The 26,831-nt window shown below is 67.7% G+C and carries 21 protein-coding genes and 1 tRNA gene; 10 read left to right on the forward strand and 12 right to left on the reverse strand.

From position 1 onward, the window contains the following. Nucleotides 1–126 precede the first annotated feature (126 nt). The 4 genes from ACFTS5_RS17900 to ACFTS5_RS17915 all read left to right on the forward strand — a co-directional run bounded on the left by ACFTS5_RS17900 (nucleotide 127) and on the right by ACFTS5_RS17915 (nucleotide 2,066). Nucleotides 127–951 carry a helix-turn-helix transcriptional regulator gene (locus ACFTS5_RS17900; RefSeq protein ID WP_378632078.1) on the forward strand — a complete coding sequence of 275 codons (825 nt, stop codon included), beginning with the start codon at nucleotides 127–129 and terminating at the stop codon, nucleotides 949–951. Nucleotides 952–1,007: 56 nt separating this feature from the next. After that, nucleotides 1,008–1,445 carry a DUF6194 family protein gene (locus ACFTS5_RS17905; RefSeq protein WP_378632081.1) on the forward strand — a complete coding sequence of 146 codons (438 nt, stop codon included), beginning with the start codon at nucleotides 1,008–1,010 and terminating at the stop codon, nucleotides 1,443–1,445. 138 nt (nucleotides 1,446–1,583) lie between these two features. Beyond that, nucleotides 1,584–1,832, forward strand: a complete 249-nt coding sequence (locus ACFTS5_RS17910) for a hypothetical protein (RefSeq protein ID WP_378632084.1) — start codon at nucleotides 1,584–1,586, stop codon at nucleotides 1,830–1,832. A gap of 66 nt (nucleotides 1,833–1,898) precedes the next feature. After that, the gene (locus tag ACFTS5_RS17915; protein ID WP_084472559.1) at nucleotides 1,899–2,066 is read left to right on the forward strand and encodes a DUF4236 domain-containing protein; all 168 of its coding nucleotides are present in this window, start codon (nucleotides 1,899–1,901) and stop codon (nucleotides 2,064–2,066) included. An 87-nt stretch (nucleotides 2,067–2,153) separates the two neighbouring features. Here the strand turns inward: ACFTS5_RS17915 and ACFTS5_RS17920 are convergent, their stop codons facing one another. Next, entirely contained in the window at nucleotides 2,154–2,693 is a 540-nt protein-coding gene (locus ACFTS5_RS17920; protein ID WP_378632087.1) for a chloramphenicol phosphotransferase CPT family protein, read from the reverse strand. Between the two features lie 182 nt (nucleotides 2,694–2,875). Between ACFTS5_RS17920 and ACFTS5_RS17925 the strand changes: the two genes are divergently transcribed. Beyond that, nucleotides 2,876–3,451, forward strand: a complete 576-nt coding sequence (locus tag ACFTS5_RS17925; protein ID WP_378632090.1) for a dihydrofolate reductase family protein — start codon at nucleotides 2,876–2,878, stop codon at nucleotides 3,449–3,451. On the opposite strand, the gene ACFTS5_RS17930 is transcribed toward ACFTS5_RS17925, so the two are convergent. Genes ACFTS5_RS17930 through ACFTS5_RS17940 form a run of 3 tightly spaced genes read right to left on the reverse strand, consistent with a single transcriptional unit; the run spans nucleotide 3,433 to nucleotide 5,135 of the window. After that, nucleotides 3,433–4,143: a helix-turn-helix domain-containing protein gene (locus tag ACFTS5_RS17930; RefSeq protein ID WP_378632093.1), complete on the reverse strand. Its 711-nt coding sequence runs from the start codon at nucleotides 4,141–4,143 to the stop codon at nucleotides 3,433–3,435. The two genes, ACFTS5_RS17925 and ACFTS5_RS17930, sit on opposite strands and share 19 nt — an antisense overlap. Before the next feature lie 60 nt (nucleotides 4,144–4,203). Beyond that, nucleotides 4,204–4,629: a hypothetical protein gene (locus ACFTS5_RS17935; protein ID WP_378632095.1), complete on the reverse strand. Its 426-nt coding sequence runs from the start codon at nucleotides 4,627–4,629 to the stop codon at nucleotides 4,204–4,206. A gap of 38 nt (nucleotides 4,630–4,667) precedes the next feature. Continuing rightward, nucleotides 4,668–5,135: a DUF4232 domain-containing protein gene (locus ACFTS5_RS17940; protein ID WP_378632098.1), complete on the reverse strand. Its 468-nt coding sequence runs from the start codon at nucleotides 5,133–5,135 to the stop codon at nucleotides 4,668–4,670. Nucleotides 5,136–5,507: 372 nt separating this feature from the next. On the opposite strand from ACFTS5_RS17940, the gene ACFTS5_RS17945 reads away from it, so the two are divergent. Further along, nucleotides 5,508–6,650 (forward strand): serine hydrolase domain-containing protein, encoded by a 1,143-nt coding sequence (locus tag ACFTS5_RS17945; protein WP_378632101.1) that lies wholly within the window; start codon nucleotides 5,508–5,510, stop codon nucleotides 6,648–6,650. A gap of 19 nt (nucleotides 6,651–6,669) precedes the next feature. Here ACFTS5_RS17945 and ACFTS5_RS17950 read toward each other — a convergent pair whose 3' ends face one another. The 6 genes from ACFTS5_RS17950 to ACFTS5_RS17975 all read right to left on the reverse strand — a co-directional run bounded on the left by ACFTS5_RS17950 (nucleotide 6,670) and on the right by ACFTS5_RS17975 (nucleotide 14,365). Next, nucleotides 6,670–6,954, reverse strand: coding sequence for a hypothetical protein (locus ACFTS5_RS17950; RefSeq protein WP_378632104.1), 285 nt, complete (start codon nucleotides 6,952–6,954; stop codon nucleotides 6,670–6,672). Next, a complete protein-coding gene (locus ACFTS5_RS17955) occupies nucleotides 6,951–10,577 on the reverse strand; it encodes a hypothetical protein (protein WP_378632107.1) in 3,627 nt (1,208 codons plus the stop codon). Before ACFTS5_RS17955 ends, ACFTS5_RS17950 begins: the two co-directional genes overlap by 4 nt. Beyond that, nucleotides 10,574–11,944 (reverse strand): toll/interleukin-1 receptor domain-containing protein, encoded by a 1,371-nt coding sequence (locus ACFTS5_RS17960; protein WP_378632110.1) that lies wholly within the window; start codon nucleotides 11,942–11,944, stop codon nucleotides 10,574–10,576. Before ACFTS5_RS17960 ends, ACFTS5_RS17955 begins: the two co-directional genes overlap by 4 nt. A 258-nt stretch (nucleotides 11,945–12,202) precedes the next feature. Next, nucleotides 12,203–12,278, reverse strand: a tRNA-Arg gene (locus tag ACFTS5_RS17965). A 73-nt stretch (nucleotides 12,279–12,351) separates the two neighbouring features. Further along, a complete protein-coding gene (locus ACFTS5_RS17970; RefSeq protein WP_378632113.1) occupies nucleotides 12,352–13,128 on the reverse strand; it encodes a DUF1542 domain-containing protein in 777 nt (258 codons plus the stop codon). 94 nt (nucleotides 13,129–13,222) lie between these two features. Further along, complete coding sequence (locus ACFTS5_RS17975) at nucleotides 13,223–14,365, reverse strand: acyl-CoA dehydrogenase family protein (protein ID WP_378632116.1); 1,143 nt, start codon at nucleotides 14,363–14,365, stop codon at nucleotides 13,223–13,225. Between the two features lie 72 nt (nucleotides 14,366–14,437). Here ACFTS5_RS17975 and ACFTS5_RS17980 point away from each other — a divergent pair, with 72 nt between their 5' ends. Together ACFTS5_RS17980 and ACFTS5_RS17985 are read left to right on the forward strand one after the other, a co-directional pair. Beyond that, nucleotides 14,438–14,815, forward strand: coding sequence for an ArsR/SmtB family transcription factor (locus tag ACFTS5_RS17980; RefSeq protein ID WP_378632118.1), 378 nt, complete (start codon nucleotides 14,438–14,440; stop codon nucleotides 14,813–14,815). A gap of 114 nt (nucleotides 14,816–14,929) precedes the next feature. Beyond that, nucleotides 14,930–16,564: a long-chain fatty acid--CoA ligase gene (locus tag ACFTS5_RS17985; protein WP_378632120.1), complete on the forward strand. Its 1,635-nt coding sequence runs from the start codon at nucleotides 14,930–14,932 to the stop codon at nucleotides 16,562–16,564. Between the two features lie 52 nt (nucleotides 16,565–16,616). Here the strand turns inward: ACFTS5_RS17985 and ACFTS5_RS17990 are convergent, their stop codons facing one another. Further along, nucleotides 16,617–17,009 carry an SCO5389 family protein gene (locus ACFTS5_RS17990; RefSeq protein WP_378632123.1) on the reverse strand — a complete coding sequence of 131 codons (393 nt, stop codon included), beginning with the start codon at nucleotides 17,007–17,009 and terminating at the stop codon, nucleotides 16,617–16,619. Nucleotides 17,010–17,078: 69 nt separating this feature from the next. Next, a complete protein-coding gene (locus ACFTS5_RS17995) occupies nucleotides 17,079–18,125 on the reverse strand; it encodes an NAD(P)H-dependent flavin oxidoreductase (protein ID WP_378632126.1) in 1,047 nt (348 codons plus the stop codon). Nucleotides 18,126–18,391: 266 nt separating this feature from the next. Here ACFTS5_RS17995 and ACFTS5_RS18000 point away from each other — a divergent pair, with 266 nt between their 5' ends. Together ACFTS5_RS18000 and ACFTS5_RS18005 are read left to right on the forward strand one after the other, a co-directional pair. Then, nucleotides 18,392–19,258 (forward strand): M23 family metallopeptidase, encoded by an 867-nt coding sequence (locus tag ACFTS5_RS18000; RefSeq protein ID WP_378632128.1) that lies wholly within the window; start codon nucleotides 18,392–18,394, stop codon nucleotides 19,256–19,258. A gap of 269 nt (nucleotides 19,259–19,527) precedes the next feature. Further along, nucleotides 19,528–26,820: an amino acid adenylation domain-containing protein gene (locus ACFTS5_RS18005; protein ID WP_378632131.1), complete on the forward strand. Its 7,293-nt coding sequence runs from the start codon at nucleotides 19,528–19,530 to the stop codon at nucleotides 26,818–26,820. Nucleotides 26,821–26,831 lie beyond the last annotated feature (11 nt).

The raw sequence follows: 26,831 nt of genomic DNA on the forward strand, positions 1-26,831 counted from the left end.
ACGTCCTCCCTCGACTTGTTGTACCCGGTATTTCGCCGCCCCGACGCACCTCGTTAACCAACCGAACAATTCCCTTCGCATGATGCGATGCACGCGTACCCGCCGCTACCTTCTACGCTGGCTGCCATGTCGTCACCCGCTCTCGGCGAGTTCCTTCGCACCCGGCGCGCCCGCATCCAACCCGCCGCCGTCGGACTGAGCGAATACGGTCGCCGCAGGATGGTCGGATTGCGTCGCGAGGAAGTGGCGCAGCTGGCCGGCATGAGTGTGGATTACTACACCCGGTTGGAGCGGGGGCGCGATGAGGATTACCCCGATTCGGTGCTCGACTCCGTTGCCCGCGCCCTGCGTCTCGACGCCGCCGAGCGCGACCACTTCTACACGCTGGTCCGTCCCGCCGACCCCGACTACAACTACGCTCCGACCGTTCGCCCCGGCACCCGGCTGCTGCTCCACTCGATCACGACGCCCGCGTTCGTGCTCGGGCGCCACATGGAAGTGCTGGCCTGGAACGACATGGGCGACAAGGTCTTCGGCTTCGACGCGGTCACCGACTCCGAACGTAACCTGGCCCGCTTCACAGTGCTGAACCCCGCGGCGGGCGTGTTCTATCCCGATTGGGAACCCGTTGCCGCGGAGACCGCCGCCTATCTCCGTCGCCAGGTGGACCGCTGCCCGCGCGATCGCAGGCTGACCTCACTCATCGACGAACTCACCGCCGGCAACCCGGTGTTCCATCGCATCTGGTCGATCCACACCCCAGCGGGCAATACGCACGGCGACCGGCTGATCCAGCATCCGGTGGTCGGCCGGATCGAATTCGGTTACGAGACATTGGCTTTGCCGGGCGATCTGGATCAGCTGCTGGTGGTGTACACCGTGCACCCGGATTCGGCGGCGAGCCAGGCGGTTGCCGCGTTGGGTAGGCGGGAACTGGTCGGCGCTCGCTGACCGGACAGTTCACACCGGGGTTGGAACAGCTCGCATGCGGATGAGACGCTCGACGCATGACGATCGAGGAAGTAACCGACTACGTGACCGGCCTCGGTGGAGTGCTGGTGCTGCGGCCGACCGAGGGGAGTGAGGCTCCCGAGATCAGCTGGGGCGACACCTTCTTCTACTACGCCCCCGACGGCGTCGTGCCTGCCGGTCAGCCCTTCGCCACCATCGTGACCAAGGACTACCCCGGCGACGAGACGTCCGACCTGAACCGCCCCGGCAGCTTTCGCGTCAATATCGCCGTGAGCAAGACGACCTTCGCCGCAGCGGCCGCCCCGACCGACGCGAGCATCGAGGACACCGTTGTCGCCCACCCCCTTTACGCGGCCGCGAACTGGCTCGCGGTCGTGAATCCCTCGACTGCCACCGAAACGACGGTCCGCGAGTTGTTGCGCGAGGCCCACGACCGGGCACGCACCCGATCCGAGCGACGCGCGGCCGAATAGCCCGACTAAGCAGTCGCTCTTCGTTTGCTGGCGACATGGCGACGACGGCCCGGTCGCGTGGTCGCGGTTTATTCCGTCCGGCGCGGTACCTTTCAGATACCAACGAAAGGGGAGGTCATGTCAGTACATTCCCGGCCTGTGCGTTCGTTATCCAGCGCCAGGCTCGGACCCGTCGAATGGATCACCGGCGGATTGCTGTCGACAGCCGCGGCGCTGACGATGGTCGGCCCCCTGATCGCCGCCCTGCTGATCCGCCGCAGCGGCGCGGGCCGAACCGACCCCACCGCCCCCCTGATCCTGCTGACCCTCGCCATCACCCTCGCGATCGCCGCCGCCCTCACCATGTTCGCCATCGCTCGTCGTCGCCGACGTTCCGGTTCGTCCTAGCGACCTGCGGAAACCGGTGGGGCGTAACCGGATCGGCTATCCTGGTGGCGATCAGGGAGGCTGCTCATGCCCATCAAGTTCCGTCAGCGCAAATCCTTCGGACCGCTGAAGTTCAATTTCACCCAATCGGGCCTGTCGTCCTGGGGCATCAAGATCGGCCCCTGGTCCTGGAACTCCCGCACTCGCAAGAACAGCGTCGACCTCCCCGGCCCCCTGAGCTGGCGCCAACGCTGATCGGGCGCCACCCGCCGCAACGCTGTTCACCCACAGCGCGCGCAGGTCGAGGGCTAGGCGCCTCCGGCGTCGGGTCGCACACGCATATCAAATCGCCGGTTCGGCGCGAAGGCGATCGAATGCTCGGTGTGTAGGGGCACGGTCGAGGAACGCGGTGATCTGAGCCGAGCAGTTCTCGACGGTGCCGGTGCTGGTGTCGAGTTCCAGGTCGTAGATTCTGTGGGCGTGGACCGCGTGGATCTGCCCGGCCGCGGTGCCGAGGGGACGGTCGCCGCGTTGCTGTTCTCGGCGTTGCAGTTCGACGAGTGAACAGTGCACGCCGACGAAGACGACGTCGATGCCGTGCATGACCGACAGACAATCGCGCAGCCGCCACGGCTCGCTCAGGACGTGGTCCATGACGATGTCGTTGCCCGCCGAGGCCATCGCGGCGACGGCGCGGTGGAACCCCGCTCGGGTCCGTCGCAGGACATCGGCGAGTTCGGCTGGATCCAGCTCATGGGTCCGCGATTCCGACCGCATCGCGCCGATCATGTCGACGCCCATGTGAAAGAAGGGCCGTTCGAGGTCGGCCAGCAACTGCCGCGCGATGCTCGACTTGCCCGAACTGACCGGGCTGCTGCGCACGACCCCATGAATCCCGCATCCATCCAGCCAAGCAGAACGGCACAGGAAACTGGCGACTTCGTCGGCCTCGCGCCGGTTAGGCCCTCCGGACGCACGTGTCGGTTTCGTCCAAGACAGTGTGGGGGAGCGTTCCCTAGGCTGGCCGCAGGCAGTTTCCGACGCTCGTACTCAGGAGGATTGTGATGGCACGCGAACTGGTTTACACGGGATTCATGTCGCTCGACGGCGTGGTGGACTCGCCCGGTGGGAAGGTCGAGGGGCATCGCAGTGGCGGGTGGGTGATAGAGACCGAGTTCGTGCCGGAGGCGTATTCGCTCAAGGGTGAGGAACTCGCCGACACCACCGCGCTGATGTTCGGCCGCCGCAGCTACGAGGCGTTCGCCCCGATCTGGCGCGATTCCGAGGATCACGCTGCCTACAAGGAGCTGCCCAAATATGTTGTCTCCTCCTCGCTTACCGACGACGCGCTGATCGAGGGCTGGGGCGAGATCACCATCCTGCGCTCGACCGAGGACATCGAGAAGCTGAAGCAGACCGACGGCGGCCCGATCTACATCCACGGCAGCGCCGAACTGGCACAGCGGCTTTCGGACGCCGACCTGATCGATCGATACAATCTGCTCGTTTTCCCGGTGCTGCTCGGCGCGGGCAAGAGCCTGTTCGGCCGGGCCGACCGGCCCAAACAGCAGCTGCGCCTGCGCGACTCGGCGACCTACTCCAACGGCGTCGCCAAGATGGTCTACGACGTGGTGCGCTGAGTGAGGTCGAGCGCGATCGCACCACTGGCACCCTCGCGCAGCTGCCCCGCCGTCCGGCCGACGAAGCGGCGCAGCGCGCGGGCCAGGTGGGGCTCGTCGTAATAGCCGAGCTTGTCGATGACATCGCCCGGCGCCTCGCCCGCGCTCAGCAGCACCGCCGCGGCGCGGGCCCGCTCGATCTGACGGACCGCGCCCTGGGTGAGGCCCGTCGCCGCCCGGAATCGACGCTCGAGCGTGCGCTCGGTGATCGCGGGCGTCAGCCCACGCAGGGTGTCGGCGACCAGGGCATCGCGTACCACGACGCCCTGGCCGACCAGCCGCTCGACCAGCGCTTCCGCGTCGTCGACGCGCGGTGTTTCCCATCGGTCGCCGTCCAGCCAGAACCCCCGTGCGGTCACATCGGGCAGGACGATCCCACTGTCGACCAGGGTTGTCGCGGTCACCGCGCGCAGCGAGGTGCCGACCGCGAACTGGATGCCGACAAAGTCGGCCCCCTCGGGAACGGGTGCGGTGCTGGTGGCGACTTCCGGCCCGGTGACCGCCGCGAACGGCACACCCCGCTGCTCCCAGAACACCAATCCCCAGGTCTCGGTCGCCACGGATGTCATCTCCGCGACCTGCTCACTGCGGCAGGTCCAGACCGACTCCACCCATGGCGAGTCCGATAGTCGGGTCTCGAACACCAATCCCACCGTCGCGATCCTAATCGCGACGGTTGCCGGATTTCGGGGGAGTCGGCCCGGCCTGTGGTTCTACGGGAGCGGCAGGCAGGAGCTCCCGGTGTTCAGACCGCGGCCTACGACCTCGACCGTGATGTAGTCCGTAGAGGTGTATTGCCCCGGCTTGAACTGCTGGGCGACAAGATTTTGACGACCGGTGTACTCGGGTGTCCAGTCGAAGGTCGCGGTGCCGTTCTCCGGATGGTAGACGGCGACCCCGAGCTGCTTGCCGTTCCCGGGCACCGAACCACCGCTGATGCCGATGGTCACCTCCCCGGCCTCGGAAACCGGTGCGTCGACACCGACTGTGACCGTGTAAGTGCAGCCGGTGCGCAGGCCCTCGGCAGGCTGCTCCACACTCACTGCGGTCACGGCCGCGGTCGCATTCGGTGCGGTGAGCACGGCGGGCACGGCGCCGAGCATCACAGCGAAGCCGAATCGGCGAATTGGAAGATTCATCGGATTTCCCTTCTGCGCGTGGTTCAACATTCGCATGATCAGGCCGGCCGCAGTGGGCCGATGAAGGTACCCGCGTGGGTGGCGGCGTCTTGACGGGCGACGCTGCCGACCTGAGGCCACGGCACCTGCAACTGGGTGGTGGTGTCGGGTGGGGTCAGGACGATCGTGGTGGGTGTCCAGCCTTCGGGTCCGTCCGAGAGATAAGTGAGTTCGCTGCTCACGGCCGCGCCGGGGGCGACTGTCACGGGGGCGAAACCGGTTTCCTGGCGTGGCAGCGAGTAGTTCGGCCCGTAGGTCGGATGGTGGGGCCCGGCCAGGTCGACGCCCGGGTAGCCCTGGACCAGGCAGCTCTGCTGGGACGTGTTGGTGAGCACGATCCGCAGGGTGTTCTGCTGGGTCGAGGGCGCCGAGTCGTGCTGGGTGGTCGCGGTCAACATCTCGGCCGAACAGATCGGCAGCTGTGCGGAACTGACGGCCGGGACCATGAACATCGCCGGAACTGCCACTGCCACAACCGCTATCGCTCGCTTCGTTCTCACCGTGAAGTTTCCTTTCGTGCAGATTTCGATTCGGGACGTGGGTAGATCGAGACGTCGAGCTTGTCCGTTAACCTCGCTAACGATGTTCCCTGTACGCGGTGTGGACAACCCGGAGTGTGACTCGGTCATACACCGAATCCGCCGTCACCCAGGTGTGTCAGCGATGTGCGGATAGCGACGATGCGGACCGGACGTCGCCAATCTCGCCGACGCGCGCCGTGACTCGACCGGCGCGCGAATGCCGAGTCGATACCGCGGGGTGAGTGCGTTGCCGTACCGCAGTGGGATGTCGAGGGGTGTTCGGCATCGATAGGTTCCCGGTGATGCGAAAGGGGAACGATGCGATACACGATCCTGGCCGCGGTGCTCGCGCTGGCCTCGACGGTCTGCGGGTGCGACGCCGAACCCCGCGCGGACACTCTGCGACGGGACGTCGACGTGATCGCGGCACTGGGAACCACGGGAGTACAGGCCAGGGTCGTGGGCGTCGGGACCGATCGGACAGCGGTAGCGGGTCACTCGGATGCTGTTGCCCTGAATGAGGTTTCGCCCGATGGGTATTTCCGGATCGGGAGCTTGACCAAGACGATGGTCGCCACGGTGGTCCTCATGCTGGTCGGCGAAGGTCGGCTCTCGTTGGAGGACACCGTTCAGCGCCGGCTGCCGGATATGGTGCGCGGTAACGGAAATGACGGGGCGGGAATCACCGTCCGGCAACTACTTCAGCACACCAGCGGTATTCACGAAAATCCGCCCGAAATGGCCACTGCCGAGGACTACTACCGGCTCCGCTATGAAGTGCGCGATCCGCGCGACACGGTGGCGACCGCCATGCGGCATGCGCCAGATTTCGCGCCGGGCGCGGGGTGGTCGTACTCCAATGTCGGCTATGTCCTGCTCGGCCTGATCATCGAGCAGGTGGCAAACCGGCCCTGGTACGACGAGATCTCCGCACGGATCCTCGAACCACTCGGACTGCGTGACACTCGCTGGCCCGGCGACGCGCCGACGCTGCCCGACCCGCACGCGAACGGGTATCAGCAATTCGAGGCCGGCGGTCCGCTGATCGACGTCACCGAACTGGTGGACGCCGACGCCTCCGCCGGCTACCTCTCCACCACCGCCGATATCGGCACCTTCTACCGAAGCCTGCTCGGCGGACAACTGTTGCGACCCGAAGAGCTGGCCCAGATGCGTACCACGGTGCCGGTCGACGGCGTCACCGGACTGGTCTGGCCCGGCGCGAGCTACGGCCTCGGCCTGTTCGCGGTGCCGCTGTCCTGCGGCGGCACCTATTGGATGCACAACGGCGGTCAGACGGGATTCCTCACCAACGCCGGAGTGACCGATGACGGCGGCCGAAGCGCCGTCGTCTCATTGTCGGCCACTCTCGCTGTCGGTGAGGATGTCACGCAGAGCAAAGGATTCGCGCAACTGCGGACGGTCGGCGAGCTGGTGGACCACGCCCTCTGCGAGAAATAGACCGGCCGCTTCTGGCCGATTATCCGGCCGTGCAGGGCACCGGGCGAGAGTGTTGCGGATCGAGGGCGTCGAGCATGTAGGCTGCGCGGGGATCGGCGACGATGCCGAGGTGATCGGCGATGGCTTGCGAACAGCCGTCTTGCAGAACGATATTCGTCACCCCGGTCATCCCGCCGAGCGCCGAAACCGGCCATGGCAGGTCCAGCACGCCGTAGGTCGGCGCGGAGACGCAGTAGCCTTCGTTCACCAGCAGCGGAACGAGGGTGCCCCCATTGGTTTGGGCGCAGCGTGGAATCAGGATCATGCCTGGGGTTTGCCCCAGCACAGCTTGGCGGTCGGTAGGTCGTCCGAAACCCAGTTCTTCCATTGCTCGTCGCTGGGATTCGAGGTGAGTTTGTCGCAGAGCGCGTCTCGCCACGCGGCGGGCGCCGGAAGCTGCCAGATCCCGCCGCCCACGAACGGAGGCTTGCCGTCCAAGGAGACCCCCTGGGCAACAATGAAAACGCGACGACCGTCCTTGCTGAATTCAAGAAGCGGGGTTTGGCCGACCGGGGCGGTGACGATCGGTTGTCCGATCTGACCTCCGGTGTAGGCGTCCCAGAACCGCAGCGTGTGGTCTGTCGAGGCGGAGACGAGATACTTGCCGTCGGGGCTGTAACCGACGGAATCGATGGGATCGTCGTGGCCTTTGAAGGGCTCGCCGACGGCGTCACCGCTTTCGGCGTCCCATTGGCGGATCGTCTCGTCGTCTGCGACCGCGATGCGCCGGCCGTCATGACTGAGCGTCATGCCCGTGAAGAAGTCGCTCTCCATTGCTTTACCGACCGGTTGCCTTGTGGCGGTATCCCAGATACGGACGGAATCGCTGCTGAGGGAATACAGGCGACGGCCGTCCTGGCTGAATGCGATTTTGTGGACGAAGTTTTTGTGACCTGTCAATGGTTCGCCGATCTGCCGCCCCTCGGCCCAGTCCCAGAGTCGAACCGTATTGTCACTGCTTCCAGTTGCGAGTGTCTTCCCGTCCGGGCTGAACTCCACTGTGTTCAACGTGTCGTTGTGCCCTGTCATCGGCGCGCCACGCTGCCGCCCATTCGCTACGTCCAGGACTCGGATATCGTTGTCCCGGCCTACAACCGCGAGCCAGCGTTCATCCGGGCTGAACGAGATCTGGGTTCCTCCTCGGAGTGCCTCGGAATCGATCACGTTCCCGATCTGTTCACCGGTGTCGACGTCCAGCCGTCGCAGTACATCATCACGAAGGACGAGAATTCGCGGACGATCCGTGCGGCTGTCCACGCCGTGCCTGGTATCCACCGACACCGGCCCGATCGCCGTGCTACCGCCTACCTTGGTGGTCAACGCCGCAGCGGGATCGGCGTGAAATACTTGGCCGGTATCGTCGGCCACCGCGACGATCCGGTCGCCGTCACGGGTGAAGGCGACGTGCCGGACGGCCGCATTGAGTCCGAGCGGATTGCCCACCGGCTGACCGGTTTTCGAGTCCCACAGTCGTACGGCCTTGTCGCTGCCGCCTGTGACGATCCGGCCGCCGTCCGGACTGAATGCCACCGATTGGACGTTGCCGAAATTGCCCGTGACCGGGTTCCCGACTGCGGCGCCGGTATCGGCGTTCCAGATCCGCAACGGTGTGCCCGCGCCCAGCAATGTACCGAGGCCGATGGTGTTACCGCCGGCGGCGATGAAGTGTCCATCGGGACTGAAGCTCAGACTCCGTATCGCTTCGCTGCGGCTGATGCGCGGGTCGCCGGCAGCTACCGTTTCGCCGAGTGTCGCGCCGCTGCGCGCATCCCAAAGCTTTACCGTCTTCTCGGTACCTGCTGAAGCCAGGCGATTCCCATCGGGGCTGAACGCCAGCGCCAGCACCTGTGTGGCGCGCCCACCCAGCGATGGTCCTATCCTGCGCCCGGTCCGGGCGTCCCACAGACCTGTGTGATCGCCGTAGCTCGCGGCGACCCGGTTACCGTCAGGGCTGACGGCAGCGGCTCGCAGTGAGTTCTTGCCGCCCGTCACCGGCGGCCCGATCGGCTCGCCCGTGGCCGAGTCCCATACTCGAATGATGTCGTCCCCGTGACTCAGCGCGAGATACCGCCCGTCCGGGCTTGTCGCCACGAGCGTGCCGTCGGCATCGAGCGGCTCTCCGAGCGGCTTCGCCGTCTCCGTGTCCACCAGCTTGATTCCGGACGGTGTGCGCGTGGCAATCCGCCGGCCGTCGGCACTGAGCACACCACCTTGCCCAACCAGGTCGATGACCTTGTGCAAGCGCGCCTCGTTCCGCAACGTCGTCCCCAGCGCGCCGAGGTCCGGATTCGTCGAGATATCTTGCGCTGCAAGCAATTTATCGAGTGCCTCCAATTTGCCACCGGGCCGGTCGCCGGCCAGCATCGCCTGCGCCTGCGAGGTCAGGCGCCCGGCGAAAACCTCTCTGCTTCGGGCCGCGGCATCCTCGCGGGCGACGTCTGCCGATCGCCAATTGATCGCGGCCAAGACCGCGAGCACGACCGATACGACGCACACCATTGCCAGGACAGTCGACAGCCGCCTGAGTCGCCGTCCCGCCCGCCGCTCATCGTCGAGTTCGGCCTCACGCCGGGCGGCAGCGTCGAGCAGGGCTTGCTTCTCCTTTTCCGCATGGGCCGCCTGCGCCGCGCGCACTTCCTCCGCGCGTCGCCGGTCGCGGTGGTCGCGTACGACGCCCGTGAGCACATCGTGGGTCAGTTCGATCCGTTGCGCCCCGTGGTATTCCTCGAGCCGCACCAGGCGCGAGCCGATCAGCCGGGCGAGTTCGTCGTCGGTCAGCCGTGACGGCACCGCGTCCTCACGGGCGTAGCTGTCGCGAAAACCCTTCTCGGTGATCAGTTCCGACTCGATGAACGCCGCGACTCGCGGGGACAGATCACGCACGCACGACGCGTAGTAGTTCGACAGGATGTCGCGCTTGGCATCCTCGACCAGCTGCTCGTCGAAGCGCGCCCGCCCACGCCGTTTCCGCTCTTCGTTGAGCTCGCGGCAGAACAGGCTCAGCAGCGCGGGCTCCACGTCCGAGGCCGTCAGATTGTCATCGACGTCGACCCATGAGGCATCCCGGCCGAGGTGGAGGTCTTCGCCGGCGATGATGCTCACCACCCGGTGCGCGAGCGCATCGTCGATCAGGTGCCCGGCCGGCTTGTAGACCGCGTCGAACGCCGCGTCGGCACGAAAGGGAAGCAGCCGCATCCGTGAGCGTCCCAGTGCGGGAATGAGCGGGCACCATTCCTCGAGGTTGGGCAGAAAGTCCTCCCGCAACGTGATCAGCAACTTGAAATTCTGCGACCGGAGCCGGAACCGGCCTGCCTCGGCCTCGTCGCTGTCGATCCGCGCGGCCACCTCGTCGGAGATCCGGTTCTCGGCAAGGTCGCCGAGGTCGTGCATGAATTCCCGGACGAGATCTGGAACGCGCTCACCGAGGGTGAACAGTTCCTCGAACTGGTCGAGAACGATCACCGGTGTGAGCGGGTAGTTCTGTGCGCTCCAGAGTTCGAAGTCCTTGCGATGCAGGTACTCCCACAACGATTCGTCGTCGGCGGGCAACATTGCGTCGGGCGCCTCGGTCCGGATCGAGTCGCGCACCGATCGGTGTAGCTGGCGAGACAGTGCCGTCGCATTCTGCGTGAGATCCAAGCGTATGTAGATCGGCAGGAAGTGTTCGTCGCGCAGTGCGGGAAAGAGGCCGGCTCGCAGCAGCGAGGTCTTCCCGAGGCCGGACCGCCCGTACAAGATCGTGACCGGAGCATCGCGTACGTGGTTCAGTAAGGACTCCGCTTCACGGTCGCGCCCGAAGAAGAACGCCTGCCCGTTCTCCTCGAAGGATTCCAGGCCCGGCCACGGGTTCTCGCTGTCGAGTTGCCCGGCTCGCGTGATGGTAGTCATGCCGCTGTCCGCCGCATCGCACGGATCTCGTCCTTCAGCATCGCGATGAGCCCCGGATCCGGCTCACCGCCGGGTGCCCTGCCGAAGTGCAAGCGCCCGAAGCTGTCCGGCATCTGCCGGTAACGGCTCGGGCTGCGATCGTCGTTGTCGTCGATAACCACGGGCACGATGAAACGGCGGCTCGGGATGGAACGTGCGCGATCTGCCGCCTCGTACCATTCTTTGAAAACGTAACCTTCCTCCGCGTGCTCGGTGTTCGCGGAGATGATCGGGACGAACAAACGGACGGTTCGGCGGATACTGCTCAGAATCTCGTGTTCCCACGCATCTCCCGGGCTGAGCCGCCGCTCGTCGAGCCACACGTCACCGCCGAGACTCGTGATGGCGTCGCAGACCCGCCTGGCCGCGTCGGCGTCCTCGCGCATGTAGCTGATGAAGATCGTCGGAGCGTCCGGCAGCGGACGAACGGCGCCGCCCACCGCGTCATGGCGCCTCGGAGCGGTCTGCTGCACCCAGCGCGCGCGTAATTCCGCGACAAAGGTCGCCGGGTCGATGTCGAGTTGCTGGACCAGCGTCTTGCGGCAGTACGTCGCGAAAAAGCTCGAGAGGGATGGTTCTCGTGACGTCGAGCAGCCTGCGATAAAAAATGGAATACGTTCCAGCGAAAGCCGGGTATTGCTGGACATCCGCAGGAGGAACCGTCCGAGCCAGTCGGGGATCTCGCAGCCGATGAAGAGCAGGGGATGTTCCTTCAGTTGATAACTGACCCAGTCGGGAAGGCTCGCCTTTTCGCTGAGTAATGCGTGCAGCCACTCCAGCCGGTCCTCCTCGTGGATCGCGTATTGAGGCGTGGAGGCTGCTTGACCGTACAAATTCAGAATGACGGTATCGGTGGCCGTGGCCGGTTGGGCATTTCGCGACTGTTCGCTGGTGGACTGATTGGGAGAGAACGAAATCTCTCGTGCCCCTTGCCTTCCCTGGAAACGGACGGCGTTCACCGCTTTCGCGAGCACTCGGTCGGGCGTCGTGCTCACGAACAAACGCAGGTCATCGATCGCGGCGAGGTCACGGAGTGCGTCACCGGGCTCTGGATCGACCTCCACGATGATGTCGTTGATGACGCGATACAACCGCTCTATCTCGTCTTGGCCGCGCTCGCGCACGAACGCCGCCACCGCCGCATCCATGGTGGTTTGTCCGGGCGGCACGGAGAGGTTCCAGCGTTCGGCCAGGCGTTGGCCGATGAGTGTGGTGAATGATTGATCGGCGTCGCCGATATCGACCCTGGTTACGTCGGGCCCCACAACCGGCACCAGAACCCGCTGCCGGATATGCGCGAGAAGATCGTCCCAGAAATCGTCGTTCATGCCCAAACACTCGATCCGGATTGCGCCACACAATGCTCGGCCACGCTGGGGTGGCGCAGCACCAGTGTGGAATGACCCGAGAAGGCGTCCAGTACCGAATCAACAATAGGGTCCGGCGTAGTCGCGGCGTAGAGTAGTCGACTACTCGAACTTCGCCGATCAGCTCGGCATACCGCGCAATCAGCCGGCTCGGAAGTAGGGGAATTGCGACAGCGCTCGCTCGAAGCGGGGGCAGCTGATTCCGGTACTCAGCCGCTGTGGTGCCCTCGGCAGGATTCGAACCTGCGACCTACCCTTTAGGAGAGGGTTGCTCTATCCCCTGAGCTACGAAGGCGTGGCCAGGCTGGGCTGGCCGAGCTGAGTATAGCGTGGGGTCGGGTTCGGTGGCAGAGGCCCGTTGGGCGGGGTCAGAAGGCGCCGAAATCGCCGCCGCCACCGCTGTCGAAACCTCCGCCGGTGTCATAACCCCCGCTGCCGCCGAAGTCGCCGCCGGTGTCGCCGGGGTCGAATCCGCCCTGGTCGTTGCCGGGATCGACGGCCGCTTCGCCGGTGCCGTCCTCGAAGGCTTGCGCGCCGTAGCCGACCCCGCCCATTCCGGCGAACATCGTCGTGAACAACAGCGCCGAGCCCGCGCCCCACGCTCCGGCGATGAGCGCGGGCTTCCACCACGGCTCGGAATACCAACCGGCGGGGACGGGGCGACCTGCCACGCGGCCGCCGGGGAAGTAGTTCGGTGTGCCCGCGGAGGGGGCGGGGGAGGCGGTGATCGAGCGGCCGTTGTGGGCGATGGTGCGCTGCTCGTCGACCTGACCGGCGATGTCCTGGCCATCGATGGCCGGGATCGCAGGACCGGGGTCCATGTCCATCGCGGTGCGGGCGGCGCGAATGTAATACAGGCCCTCCAGCGCGGACTGCTTGGCCAGCCGGGCCTGGGCGGGGGAGCCGGCGCGGTCGATCTGACCGCCTGCGGCGTTGTAGCGTTCGGACGCGTCGGCCAGGGCCTGTCGTGCGGCTTCGTTGCGCGGAGTCAGCTGGTAGACCTGTCCGCCGAGCCGCTCGATGGTCACTCGCGCGTCGGCCTGCGCCTCCTCGAGCTCGCGCGCGTTGCGCTTGTTCTGTTCGGCACGCAGGTACAGCAGAGCACCGACGCACACGATCACGATCACGATCAGCCACCACAGCATCGCGCGCCTCATTTCGTCGAGGTGTCGAGATGCCGTCCAGTTTACTGATCGGTTGCCCGAACGCGCTGACCGCTGTTGATCAGCGCGTTGCCTATTAGCTACCGGCGAGGTGGCGGGCGATGACCAGGCGCTGGATCTGGTTGGTTCCCTCGAAGATCTGCATGACCTTCGCTTCGCGCATATAGCGCTCGACGGGGAAGTCCTGGGTGTAGCCGTAGCCACCGAAGACCTGGACCGCGTCGGTGGTCACCTTCATGGCCGCGTCGGTGGCGACCAGTTTGGCGACCGAAGCCTGGCGCGAATACGGCAGACCCCCGTCGCGGCGGCGGGCGGCGTCGAGGTAGGTGGCGCGGGCGGTGTCGACGGCGGCGGCCATGTCGGCCAGGACGAACCCGAGGCCCTGGTGGTCGATGATCTTGCGGCCGAAGGCTTCTCGTTCCTTGGCGTAGGCGACGGCCTCGTCGAGCGCGCGCTGGGCGACACCGGTGGCGACGGCGGCGATGCCGAGGCGGCCCGCGTCGAGCGCGCTGAACGCGATCGAAAGTCCTTGCCCCTCTTCGCCGATGCGGCGTTCGGCGGGCAGGAACGCGTCGTCGTAGGCGGCGGTGGTGGTGGGGATGCCGCGCAGGCCCATCTTCTCCTCGGGCTTGCCGAAGCTCAGGCCCTCGGTGCCCGCGGGGACGAGGAAACAGGAGATGCCGCGCGAACCCTCGCCGGTGCGGGCGAACAGGGTGTAGAAGTCGGCGCGGCCGCCGTTGGTGATCCAGGCCTTGGTGCCGTTGAGGTTGTAGCCGCCGTCGACGGGGGTGGCCCGGCATCGCAGGGCGGCCGCGTCGGAACCGGCGTGCGCCTCGGAAAGGCTGTAGGCGCCGATGGTTTCGCCCGACAGCATGCCCTCGAGCCACTGCTGTTTCTGCTCGTCGGTGCCGTAGGTGAACAGCGGATGGCACGACAGGCCGTGCACGCTCACCGCGACGGCGACGGCGGCCCAGCGGCTCGCGATCTCCTCGAGGACCTGGAGGTACACCTCGTAGGGCTGTGCGCCGCCGCCGAATTCCTCCGGGTACGGCAGGCTGAGCAACCCGGCCGCGCCGAGCGCGGGGAAGACGCCGTCGGGGAAGACCCCGGTCTTCTCGCTCTCGGCGACCCTCGGCTCCAGCACCTTGTCGGCGATATCGCGGGTCAGTTCGATCAGGTCGCGCGCCTCGTCGGTGGGCAGCATCCGGTCAACAGCCATGCTCGTCACAGTATCCGTCGTTCACTTCGTCGACCCTGGCGAGGCGAGCCCGCGTGGCTCTATTATCTGCGCATGAATGCAGATGCTCGTTCACCCCTGGCCGAGGATCAGGTGGGGTTGGTGGTCGAGGTGTTCCGAATGCTGGCCGACCCGACGAGGGTTCAGGTCCTCTGGGCGCTGGCCGATCAAGAACTCTCGGTGAACGAATTGGCGAGCCGGGTCGGCAAGCCGGGGCCCTCGGTGTCCCAGCATCTGGCGAAACTGCGGATGGCCAGGCTCGTGCGCACCCGTCGCGAGGGGACCACCATCTACTACAGCCTCGACAACGACCACGTCCGCAGCCTGGTCGTCGACGCGGTACACAACGCCGAACATGCCGGCCCTGGAGTGCCGTCGCACCATAGGGGTCCCGATGGTCAGCCGCCGCACGCGCGGCCGCCCGGTGTGTGACGACGAGCCGACCTGCAGGAATGTTGTCGGAGGAAACGATTGCGAGCCCCAAACCTTTCGGTAGCATCCGTTGTGACGTGGCTCATGCCACGGCAGGGACTTGAAGGAGCACCGATGCTGAGCACCATGCAGGACGACCAGCTCTCGCTGGCCAAACTGCTCAACTATGCCGCAACTTTCCAGGGCGATTCGACTGTGTCCACATGGACCGGTGACGGTGTTCGCACCATGACCTACCGTGAGCTCGGCGCCGATTCGGCCCGGCTGGCCAACGCGCTGCGGGGTCTCGGCATCGAAGAGGGTGACCGCGTCGGCACCTTCATGTGGAACAACAACGAGCACATGGTCGCTTACATCGCGGTGCCCGCGATGGGCTCGGTGCTGCACGCGCTCAACATCCGGCTGTTCCCCGAGCAGTTGGTCTTCGTCGCCAACCACGCCGAGGACAAGGTCGTGCTCGTCGACGGCACGCTGGTGCCGCTGTTCGCGCAGTACCTACCGAACCTGAAGACCGTGCAGCACGTGATCGTCGTCAACGGCGATCCGGCCGCGCTCACCGCGCCCGAGGGTGTCACCGTGCACTCCTACCGCGAGCTGCTCGATGCCCAGTCCGCCGACTTCGACTTCCCGGTCGTCGACGAACGGTCCGCCGCGGCGATGTGTTACACCTCCGGCACCACCGGCGACCCGAAGGGCGTCGTCTACTCGCACCGCTCCAACTGGCTGCACGCGATGCAGGTGAACTCGCCCAACGGCATGGGTTTCCAGGGCTCGGACTACGTGCTGGCGATCGTGCCGCTGTTCCACGCCAACGCCTGGGGCCTGCCGTACGCGGCACTGATGTCGGGCGCCAACGTCCTGATGCCGGACCGCTTCCTGCAGCCCGGCCCGCTGCTGGAGATGATGGCGGCCGAGAAGCCGACCTTCGCCGCCGCGGTGCCCACCATCTGGGGCGGCGTGCTGGCCGCGCTGGCCGCCGCGCCGCAGGACATCTCGCACCTGCGTACCGCGGTCGTCGGTGGCTCCGCGGTACCGCCCGCGATGATGCGCGCGTTCGAGGAGAAGCACGGCGTGCGCATCCTGCACGCGTGGGGCATGACCGAGACCTCCCCGCTGGGCAGCGTCGCGCACGCGCCCGCGGGCGTCAGCGATGACGATGCCTGGGAGTACCGCTACACGCAGGGTCGCTTCCCGGCCAACGTCGAGGCCCGGCTGGTCGGCGACGACGGCAAGGTCGTCCCGAACGACGGTGAGTCGCTCGGCGAGCTCGAGGTCCGCGGCGCGTGGATCACCGGCTCCTACTACTCGCCCACCGGCGCGGAGATCGACCCGGACAAGTTCGACGACGGCTGGCTGCGTACCGGTGATGTCGGCAAGATCAGCGCCAACGGCTACCTCACCCTGGTGGACCGCTCCAAGGACGTCATCAAGTCCGGCGGTGAGTGGATCTCCTCGGTGGATCTGGAGAACGCGGTGATGGGCCACGCGGCCGTCGCCGAGGCCGCGGTCATCGGTGTGCCCGACGAGAAGTGGGACGAGCGCCCGCTGGTCGCCATCGTGCTGGCCGAGGGCGCTGCCGCCGAGGCGGGCGAGCTGCGCGACTACCTGGCCGACAAGTTCGCCAAGTGGCAGCTGCCCGAGCGCTGGACCTTCATCGCCGAGGTGCCGAAGACCAGCGTCGGCAAGTTCGACAAGAAGCGCCTGCGCGCCCAGTACGCCGAGGGCGAGCTGGACGTCGTCACGGTGTAGACGAACGACAAGGCGGGCGTGGAATTGCTTCCACGCCCGCCTTTTTCGTCGATCAGCAGTTGCGCAGCTCGGGGCTCTGGTTCAACAGCTGAGCACGCGGGCTGATGTAGGTGGTGTAGGTCTCCCCGCCGACGGCCGACAGCGGGAACGCCGCGACCCGATGGCAGTTCTGGAAGGCCAGCTTCACACCGAAATGCCGTTCCAGGCCGCCGCGGATGGCGTCGGAGGCCAGGGCGCGCAGCAGCTGCCCGCGCGCCACCTCGTCCGGCGGCGGGATCCGGTTGTCGGCGTATTCGTCGGTGCCGGTGCGCAGGTCTTCGGCCACCCGGCTCACCACCTCCCACGCGTAAGGCAGTGAGGTACGGACACATTCGACGAATTCGGCGTCGTCGATATTGCCTTGTTCTGCGCGTTCGAGTAATGCGGCGGGAACATCGAGGGACATGGCTCTCCTCCTGCTTGGGGGTGGTCGGCGGGACGCGATGCCAGGTCCGAGTCTAAACGAAATCCGTTGTCAATAACCCTGGATTCGTTCCGAAAGTGCTTTCCGGAGTGCGCTTTTCGCGTCGGCGGCGAGGTCGGTGACCAGTTCGCTTGCCGGTTGCCCGGTGCTCAGCGAGTGCGCTTGCCCCGCCCACAGATTCACTTCGTCGGTGTTGCCGCCCGCCCGCGCGGCGGCCCGCAAGGGGGCGGTGGCGTAATGGATTTCGGGGTAGGCGGCGGGCGCGTCGGCGGTGTGGTCGACGAGGAAACGGTTGCGGATCCCGCGAGCGCGACGTCCGGTGAACGCGCGCGTGAGCATCGTCGGTTCCGGCGTCCCGATCGCACCCCGATGCACGGCGTTGGTGCCGGCTTCCGGGCAGCGCAGCAGCGCGGTGCCGATCTGCGCCGCCGACGCACCAGCCGCCAGCACCCCGGCCACGCCGGCGCCGGTGGCGATCCCGCCCGCCGCGACGAGCGGGCGGGAGGTGACGGCGGTGAGCAGCTGGATCAGGGTCAGCAGACCGGGTGGGTCGATCGGGTCGTCGGCGGGATCGTCGAGGAAGCTCGCGCGGTGCCCACCGGCCTCGGCGCCCTGGGCGATCAATACGTCGGCGCCCGCGTCGACGGCGATCAGTGCCTCGGCGGGGGAGGTGACCGTGACCCACACCTCCGAGCCGACCGCGTGCAGCCGGTCCACCTCCACCGCACTGGGGCAGCCGAAGGTCGTCGAGACCACGGCGACCGGATCGGCCACCAGCAGATCGAGCTTGTCGTCCCATCCGTCGGTGTCGTGCTCAGGGGTGCCGATCGGGAATTCGGCGCCGAGTTCGGCGAGGTAGGTCGCGTAGCCGGCTGGATCGGCCACCACGCCGGGCGCGAACAGGTTCACCCCGAACGGCGCCGTGGTGGCGGCTCTCGTCGCCTCGATCTGCGCTGCCACCGCCTCGGTGCCGAGGTATCCGGCGGCGAGCTGGCCGAAACCGCCCGCGGCCGCGACGGCGACCACCAACTCGGGTGTGGACGGGCCGCCCGCCATGGGCGCGGCGACGATGGGGACGGTCAAGGTCTCGATCACCATGGGTCGAGTCTGGTCGGTCGGGACCGTGTTCAGGCCCGGTGACAGCGCGTGTGGTGGATCGGACACTGTGATCGTTACTGTGCGGCACGTCATTTACCTGCGATTTCGTGACAGAAGGTTGCGGAATGGTCACGGCCGAGTAGAGTTCGCGTCACAACGTATGCCGAACCGTTACACATAGTTCGGCATCGGAGAACACCCAGGTGGTCTCCGGGCCGGTCGCAGACCGGTTTCGTTTCCTTGTTGTCGGACGCTAGGACGAGATCTTGTCGCAGCACCGTGTGGGTCCCGAATCCATCTCCGTGCAGGCCCTGCTTGCGCACGCGGATGGCCGGAGCCCGAGCAGGAGCAGGCACCGCGCCGAGGCGTCGCGTTCCGATCGTGTCCGGGTCGCCGCCAGTGCCGCGGTCGCCGCGGGCGCGTTGGTCGGCGTCACCGCTCAGATCGCCCCGGCCCTGGCCTTCGCCGCGCCGCTGCTGCCGACCCACGACGACAGCGTCGAGGAATCGGTCGTTCCCGAGTCGGCCCGCCAGGATGTCGACCTCGTCGCCGCGCAGGAAGTCGCCGCGCACGTCGAGACCCCCGCGCCGGTGACCGCGGTCGCCGCGCCGATCGCCGCCCCCGTGGCCGCGCCCTTCGGAATCGGCAACCTGCCCCCCGAGATCTCCGGCCCGCTGTCGCAGGTCGAGGACATCCTCCAGGGCATCCAGCACCAGGTCGCGCCGCCGCAGGCCACCCGCCCGGTCGCGGGCCCGATCAGCTCCGGCTTCGGCTCGCGCTGGGGTGCCATGCACTACGGCCTCGACTTCGCCGACTCGATCGGCGCCCCGATCAAGTCCGTGTCCAACGGCACCGTCATCGAGGCGGGCCCGGCGTCGGGCTTCGGCCTGTGGGTGCGGGTGCTGCACGACGACGGCACCACCGGCGTCTACGGCCACGTCAACGAAATGCTGGTCAGCGAAGGCCAGCGGGTCAACGCGGGCCAGGTCATCGCGACCGTCGGCAACCGTGGCCAGTCCACCGGCCCGCACCTGCACCTCGAGATCTGGGATCAGGGCGGCGCCAAGATGGACCCGATTCCGTATCTCGCTTCCAAGGGCGTGCCGCTGGAATGGGGCCCTTCCGCGCACTGAGTTTCTGGAGCGCTGGCGCGCCCCTCCCTAAGGGGCGGTGTACGCGGTGTGCTTTGACAGCGTTAGCGAGTGACGGTGGTTCTTATGAGCCCCGTCACTTTGCCGTTCGTGGGGGCAACACGTTCCAGGGCCGGGCCGATAGTCCTCTGGGCCCCGAGCACCGGGGGCACGCTGACTCGGACATTGTGTGACCGGTCTATATGATGACTCGATCTGCACGGTGCGGGGCAGCCGCACGTGCAGACGCGATGAGAGGTGAATGAACTCGAATGGAAACTGCCCGTCGTTCTGCCCGCGGTAATCGCCGTCGCCGGTCGAGCAGTCCGACATTCGGGCAGTTGCTGACGGGAGCGGTCGAATCGGCCGCCGATCGGGTCGCGGTCCGGTTCAACCCGTCCGGTGACCCGGCCGACCAGCGTCAGCTCACCTACTCCGAGTTCGATCAGCGGTCCTCGCAGCTGGCTCGCACGCTCATCGCTCGTGGCATCGGCCCCGGCGACGTCGTCGCCATCGGCATCGCCCGGTCGATCGACTCCGTGCTCGCGGTGTGGGCGATCGCCAAGACCGGCGCCGCCTACGTCCCGGTGGACCCCAACTACCCGGCCGACCGCATCGCGCACATCGTGTCCGACTCCGGCGCGGTGCTCGGACTCACCACCGCCGCGCACCGCGACGTCCTCGGTACGGCGCTGACCTGGCTCGAGCTCGACGACGCCGAGACGGCCACCACGATCGCGGCTCAGCCCGCGCACCCGATCTCCTACACCGACCGGATCCGCACCCTCGACGAGCGGCACCCGGCCTACGTGATCTACACCTCGGGCTCCACCGGCAAGCCCAAGGGCGTCGTGGTGACCCACACCGGTCTGGCCGGTCTGGTCGCCGCCGAGCGCGCGCACTACCGCGTCGCCGTCGACTCGCGCGTGCTGCACGTGTGTTCGCCGAACTTCGACGTGTCGGTGCTCGAACTGCTGCTCACCTTCTCCGCGGGCGCCACCCTGGTGATCGCGCCGCCCGGTGTGTTCGGTGGTTTCGAGCTCGCGGAACTGCTGCGTCGCGAACAGGTTTCGCACATGCTCATCACCCCGGGCGCGCTGGAATCGGTGGATTCGGCGGACCTGGACGACCTGCGCGTAGTGGTCGTCGCCGGTGACAAGTTCGGTCCGGAACTGGTCGGCCGCTGGGCCGTGGGCGAGCGTGAGTTCTACAACGGCTACGGCCCCACCGAGGCCACCATCCTGGCCACCAGCACCGCGCCGATGGATCCGGCCGCGCCGGTGACGATCGGTGCCGCGATCGCCGGTGTCGGTGCGTTCGTGCTGGATTCGCGGCTGCGGCCGGTGCCCGCGGGTGTGATCGGCGAGCTGTATCTGTCGGGTCCCGCGCTGGCACAGGGTTACCTGAACCGCCCCGCGCTGACCGCGGAACGTTTCGTCGCCAGCCCGTTCGGCGCCGAATCCGGTGACGCGAACGCCCGCCTGTACCGCACCGGAGACCTGGTGCGGCGCAGCGAATCCGGTGACGGCGTCATCGAATACATGGGGCGCTCGGACTTCCAGGTGAAGATCCGCGGTTTCCGGATCGAGCTCGGTGAGATCGACAACGCGCTTACCGCGCACCCCGACATCGACTTCGCGGCCACGCTCGGCAAGACGCTGCCTTCCGGTGTGACAGCTTTGGTTTCGTATGTGATGCCCCGCTCCGGCGCCACGGTCGAGGTGACCGCGCTCGACGCGTTCCTCGCGGAATCGTTGCCCGGCTACATGATTCCGGCCGCGATCATGGTGCTGGACCGGATCCCGCTGACGCCGGTGGGCAAGCTGGACCGAAAGGCGTTGCCCGAGCCCGTTTTCGCGGTGCGTGAGTTCCGCGCGCCGGTGACTCCGGTGCAGCAGGTGGTGGCCGACATCTTCGCCGAACTGCTCACCGCCGGTGCGCCGGACGAGATCCGGGTCGGTGCCGACGACGACTTCTTCGAGCTTGGCGGCAACTCGCTGCTGGCCGCGCAGGCCGCCACGCGCATCGGCGCCGCGCTCGACACCAGGATTCCGGTGCAGGTGCTGTTCGAGGTCAGCACGGTCTCGGGGCTGGCCGAACGCGTCGAACGTCATATCGGCACCGGTTCCGGCCAGGAGCTGGTCGCGCAGCAGCGCCCCGACTCGATCCCGCTGTCGTTCGCCCAGCAGCGGATGTGGTTCCTCAACCAGTTCGATCCGGCCAGCGCTGTGAACAACATGCCGATCGCGGTGCGCCTGTCGGGCGCGCTCGATGTCGACGCGTTGCGTGTCGCGGTCGCCGACCTGGTGGCCCGCCACGAGGTGCTGCGCACGATGTATCCGCCGGTCGACGGGGTCGGCACGCAGCTGGTGCTGCCGCTGTCGGACCCGCGCGCCGTGCCCGCTCTGGCGGCCGACGAGGCAGGCGAGGACGCGATCGCGGCCCTGGTCACCGAGACCGTCAGCGCGGGATTCGATGTCACCGTGGCTCCGCCGCTGCGCCTGCGGCTGCTGCGACTGAGCGCGACCGAGCACGTACTGGTCTGCGTGATGCACCACATCGCCGGTGACGGTGTGTCGATGGGCCCGCTCACCCGCGACCTGATGACCGCCTACGTTCAGCGCAGCGCGGGTAACGCGCCGGGCTGGCCCGAATTGGCCGTCCAGTACGCCGATTTCACGCTCTGGCAGCGGGCCGTGCTCGGGACCGAGGACGACCCGGAGTCGATCCTGACCCAGCAGATCGACTTCTGGCGCACCCAGCTCGCCGGTGTGCCCGACCAGCTCGAATTGCCCACCGACCGGCCGCGGCCCGCCACCGCCTCCTACCGGGGTGCGAGCCTGGACTTCCGCATCCCGGCCGAGGTCCACGCCGGGCTGGATCAGATTGCGCGCGCACACAATTCGACGTTGTTCATGGTGGTGCACGCCGCGCTGTCGGCGCTGCTGGCCCGGCTGTCGGGCAGCAGCGACATCGCCATCGGCACCCCCGTCGCGGGTCGTGGCGACGCCGCCCTCGACGACCTGATCGGCATGTTCGTCAACACCCTGGTGCTGCGCACCGAGGTCGACCCGGCGGACAGCTTCGAAGAACTGCTCGCCTCGACCCGTGCGGTCGACGTCGCGGCCTTCGGTCACGCCGATGTGCCGTTCGAGCGATTGGTCGAGCTGCTCGACCCGGCTCGTTCGACCGCGCGGCACCCGCTGTTCCAGGTGATGCTCGCCTTCCAGAACATGGCGCGCACGGCACTGGAGCTGCCCGGTCTGACCGTCGCGGGCGTCGAGATGACCATTCCGTTCGCCAAGTTCGACCTGCAGTTCGAGATGGTGGAGGACACCGATCGCCACGGTGCGCCGCACGGCATCGCGGTCGGGCTCACCTACGCCACCGATCTGTTCGACGCCGAGACCGTCGCCGGGTTCGCCGATCGGTTCCAGCGATTGCTGGCCGCGATCGTCGCCGCGCCCGCCGGGCCGCTCGGTGCGATCGAGCTCATGGAGCCCGCCGAGCTGGACCGGATCCTGGTGCAGTGGAACGACACTCGCCATGACCTCGCGCCGGAATTGTTGCTCGACGGCTATCGACGTGCGGTGGCCGCGCACCCCGATGCTGTCGCTGTCGCGTACGAGGGCGCCGAGCTGACCTATCGGGAGTTCGACGAACGGGTCAACCGCCTCGCCCGGCTGCTGGTGACGCACGGTGTCGGTCCCGAATCCCTGGTCGGCCTCGCCGTTCGGCGCTCGCTCGATCTGGTGGTCGGGATGTACGCGATCGTGACCGCCGGCGGTGCGTATGTGCCGATCGACCCGGACCATCCGGCCGATCGCATCGCCCACATTCTCGACACCGCCGCGCCCGCCGCGGTGCTGAGCACCACCGCGGATGCGATCGAGGTGCCCGCGGGTGTGCCGGTGATCCTGGTGGATTCTGTTGCGCTCGAGGAGTTCTCGGCTGCCCCCGTCGAGCTGGCTCGGCCGGTCCGGCCCGAGAACCCGGCCTATGTCATCTTCACCTCCGGTTCCACCGGGCGCCCCAAGGGGGTGGCGGTGTCGCACGCGGCGATCGTCAACCAGATGGTCTACATGGGCGCCGAGTACGGGATCGGCCCGTCGGATGTGTATCTGCAGAAGACGCCCGCCACGTTCGATGTGTCGCTGTGGGGCTACTTCCTGCCGCTGCGGACCGGCGCGAAGATGGTCGTGTCGACCCACGACGGACATCGCGACCCGCTGTATCTCGCCGAAACGATCGCGGCACAGGGCGTGACGCTCACCGACTTCGTGCCGTCGATGCTGTCGGTCTTCGCCGCGCACACCACCGCCGGTGCGATTCCCAGTCTGCGGGCGGTGTTCGCCGCCGGGGAGGCGCTGCCCACCGAGACCGTGGCCGACGTGGCCCGCGTGTCCACGGCGGCGGTGCACAACCTGTACGGGCCCACCGAGGCTGCTGTCACCGTGACGCGATGGCCCGCGAGCGATTCCGACCGCGGTTCGGTGCCGATGGGCGTGCCGGAGTGGAACACCCGTGTCTACGTGCTGGATTCACGCCTGCGCGCGGTGCCTGCCGGAGTGGTCGGCGAGCTGTACCTCGCCGGCGACCAGCTCGCGCGCGGCTATGTCGCCCGTCCCGGTCTGACCGCGGATCGGTTCGTGGCCAACCCCTTCGAGCCCGGCGCGCGGATGTATCGCTCCGGCGACCTCGTCCGCTGGGGTGGATCCTCGGCCGAGCCCGCGCTGGAATACCTGGGCCGCACCGACTTCCAGGTGAAGTTCCGCGGTCAGCGCATCGAGCTCGGTGAGATCGAGACCGCCCTGCTCGCACAGGAGGCGATCAGCCAGGCCGTGGCCCTGGTACTCGACACCGCGTCCGGCCAGCACCTGGTGGCGTATGTGGTGGCGCGGCCCGGCGAGGAGCCCGACCCCGCAGCGCTGCGTACGGCCGTGGCGGACTCGCTGCCTACCTACATGGTTCCGACCGTCGTCACGGTGCTGGACGGCTTCCCGCTGAATCCGAGCGGCAAGCTCGACCGCAAGGCGCTGCCCGCCCCCGCGTTCACCGCGGGCGAATTCCGCGCTCCCACCAGCCCCGCCGAGGAGATCGTCGCCGGGGTCTTCGCGGAACTGCTCGGCATGGCCCGCGTCGGCGCCGACGACGACTACTTCGCGCTCGGCGGCAACTCGCTGCTCGCCACCCGGGCGATCGCCCGCATCAACGAGGCGCTCGACGCCCACCTGGCCATTCGCGACCTGTTCGAGACGCCCACCGTGTCGGCTCTGGCCGCGCGCGTCGGTGGTGCGAGCGGTGCCGCCGCCCGCCCGCCGCTGGTCGCCGCCGAACGGCCGCAGCGCATTCCGCTGTCGCTGGCTCAGCAGCGCATGTGGGTGGTCAACCAGGTCGACCCCGCCTCGGGCTCCTACAACATCCCCTTCGCGATCCGCCTCACCGGCGAGCTCGACATCGCCGCGCTCGGCGCCGCTGTCACCGACGTGCTCGGCAGACACGAATCGCTGCGCACCTTCTTCCCGGTGTCCGACGGCAGTCCCTTCCAGGAGATCCTCTCCGTGGCCGATGTGCTGCCCGAGGGGCTCCAGGTCGAGACGACCACCGATATCCTCACTCGTGCAGGCGAATTGGCCGGCGCCGGCTTCGATGTGACGCGGGAGGTTCCGCTGCGTGCGCGGTTGCTCACCGACGGGACTTCGGCCGAGTGGCTGCTTGTTGTCGTGGTGCACCATATTTCGGCCGACGGCGCGTCCTTGGCCCCGCTCGCTCGCGATCTGATGACCGCTTACGTGGCGCGTGCCGCGCACCAGAGCCCGGCGTGGACGCCGCTGGAAGTGCAGTACGCGGACTTCGCGCTGTGGCAGCGGGCGGTCGTCGGCGACGACGAGCAGCCGGAATCCCTGGCCGCCGCCCAGCTCGACTACTGGCGCACCCAGCTGGCCGACGTGCCACCGCTGCTGGAGCTGCCGCAGGACCGCCCGCGGCCCTCGGTACCGACCCTGCGCGGCGCCACGTCCGAGCTGCGGTTGCCGGCCGAGGTGCACGCCGCCCTCAATCACTTGGCGCGCGAGCACAAGTCGTCGCTGTTCATGGTCGTGCACGCGGCGCTGGCCGTGCTGCTCGGCCGCTTGTCGGGCACCTCCGACATCGCCATCGGCACCGCTGTCGCCGGGCGCGGTGAGCGGGCGCTCGACGAGCTGGTCGGCATGTTCGTCAACACCTTGACCCTGCGCACCGTTCTCGATCCGGCCGGTTCCTTCGACGAGGCCGTGGACGTGGCGCGGGAGACCGACCTCGGCGCGTTCGCCAATGCCGACCTGCCGTTCGAGCGGGTCGCCGAGGTCGTCGCACCGGGCCGGGGCAGTGCGCAGAGCCCGCTGTTCCAGGTGGCGCTCACCTTCAGCAACAACGAGGCGGCCGCGCTCGAACTGCCCGGCCTCACCGTGAACGCGCTGGACACCGCGATCGCCGCCAAGTTCGACCTGCAGGTGGACGTCGAACCGCGCTTCACCGCCGCCGGTGACCCCGACGAGCTGGTCACGCTGTTCAACTACGCCACCGACCTGTTCGACGAGGCCACCGTGCGCAGCATCGGCGCCCGCTTCGCCCGCATCCTGACCGCCGTCGCCGCCGACCCGCAGATCCGTATCGGCGACATCGACATCCTCGACGAGTCCGAACGCACCCGGCTGCTCGCCGGCGCGGCCAAGGCGCCCGCGCCGAGCACCCCGTCGGGCGGCACCACTCTGGCGCAGGCTTTCACCGCCGCCGCCGAGGACGACCCCGACGGCCCCGCGCTGGTCTGGGGCGACGACGCGCTGACCTTCGAGCAGCTCGACGCCCGCTCCGCCCGCCTGGCCCGCCTGCTGATCGGGCGCGGCTTCGGGCCAGGAGACGGTGTGGCCGTTGATCTTCCGCGTGGCGTCGACTGGGCCGTCGCGGTCTGGGCGATCCTCAAGGCAGGCGCGGCCGTGGTCCCGGTGACCGGCACCGAGTCGCCCGCCGAACCCGCCGCGAAACTGAGTATCACCGTCGGCGAACCTCGCGGTGTCGACTGGATCTCGCTCGACGACCCGGCGATCAAGACCGAACTGTCCACTCAGTCGGCGCGTCCGGTCACATACGCCGACCGGACCCGAGCCCTGCGCGGCGGTGACCCGGCCTTCGTCGGCGCCGACGGCACCCGCAGTTACGACGAACTCGCCACGGCGGGTGCGCAGGTACGCGCCGGCACCGACCTGACCTTCGAAGCCCGCACCTTCGGCTACGGCTCGGCCGACAGCTTCACTGCTCTGGTCGAGCCGGTGGCCGCGGGCGTTGCGGGCGCATCGATGGTGCTGGTGCCCGGCGTCGCGGACACCGGGGTAGCCAACGGATTGTCGGCGTCACTGGCCGAGGAGTGGGTGACCCACTTGTTCGGTGACCGGGTGGGGATCGAGGCGCTCGATACCGCCGAGCTCGGTGATCTGCGGGCGCTGATCGCCGACGATGCCGCACCCGGCAATCCGGGAGCGGCCGAGGCAGTGCTGGTACTCGGAGATCTGCGCGCCCCGGTGGCGTGAGCGGCGCTCGC

Source organism: Nocardia sp. NPDC056952 (genome assembly GCF_042674185.1).
Taxonomy (GTDB): Bacteria; Actinomycetota; Actinomycetes; order Mycobacteriales; family Mycobacteriaceae; genus Nocardia.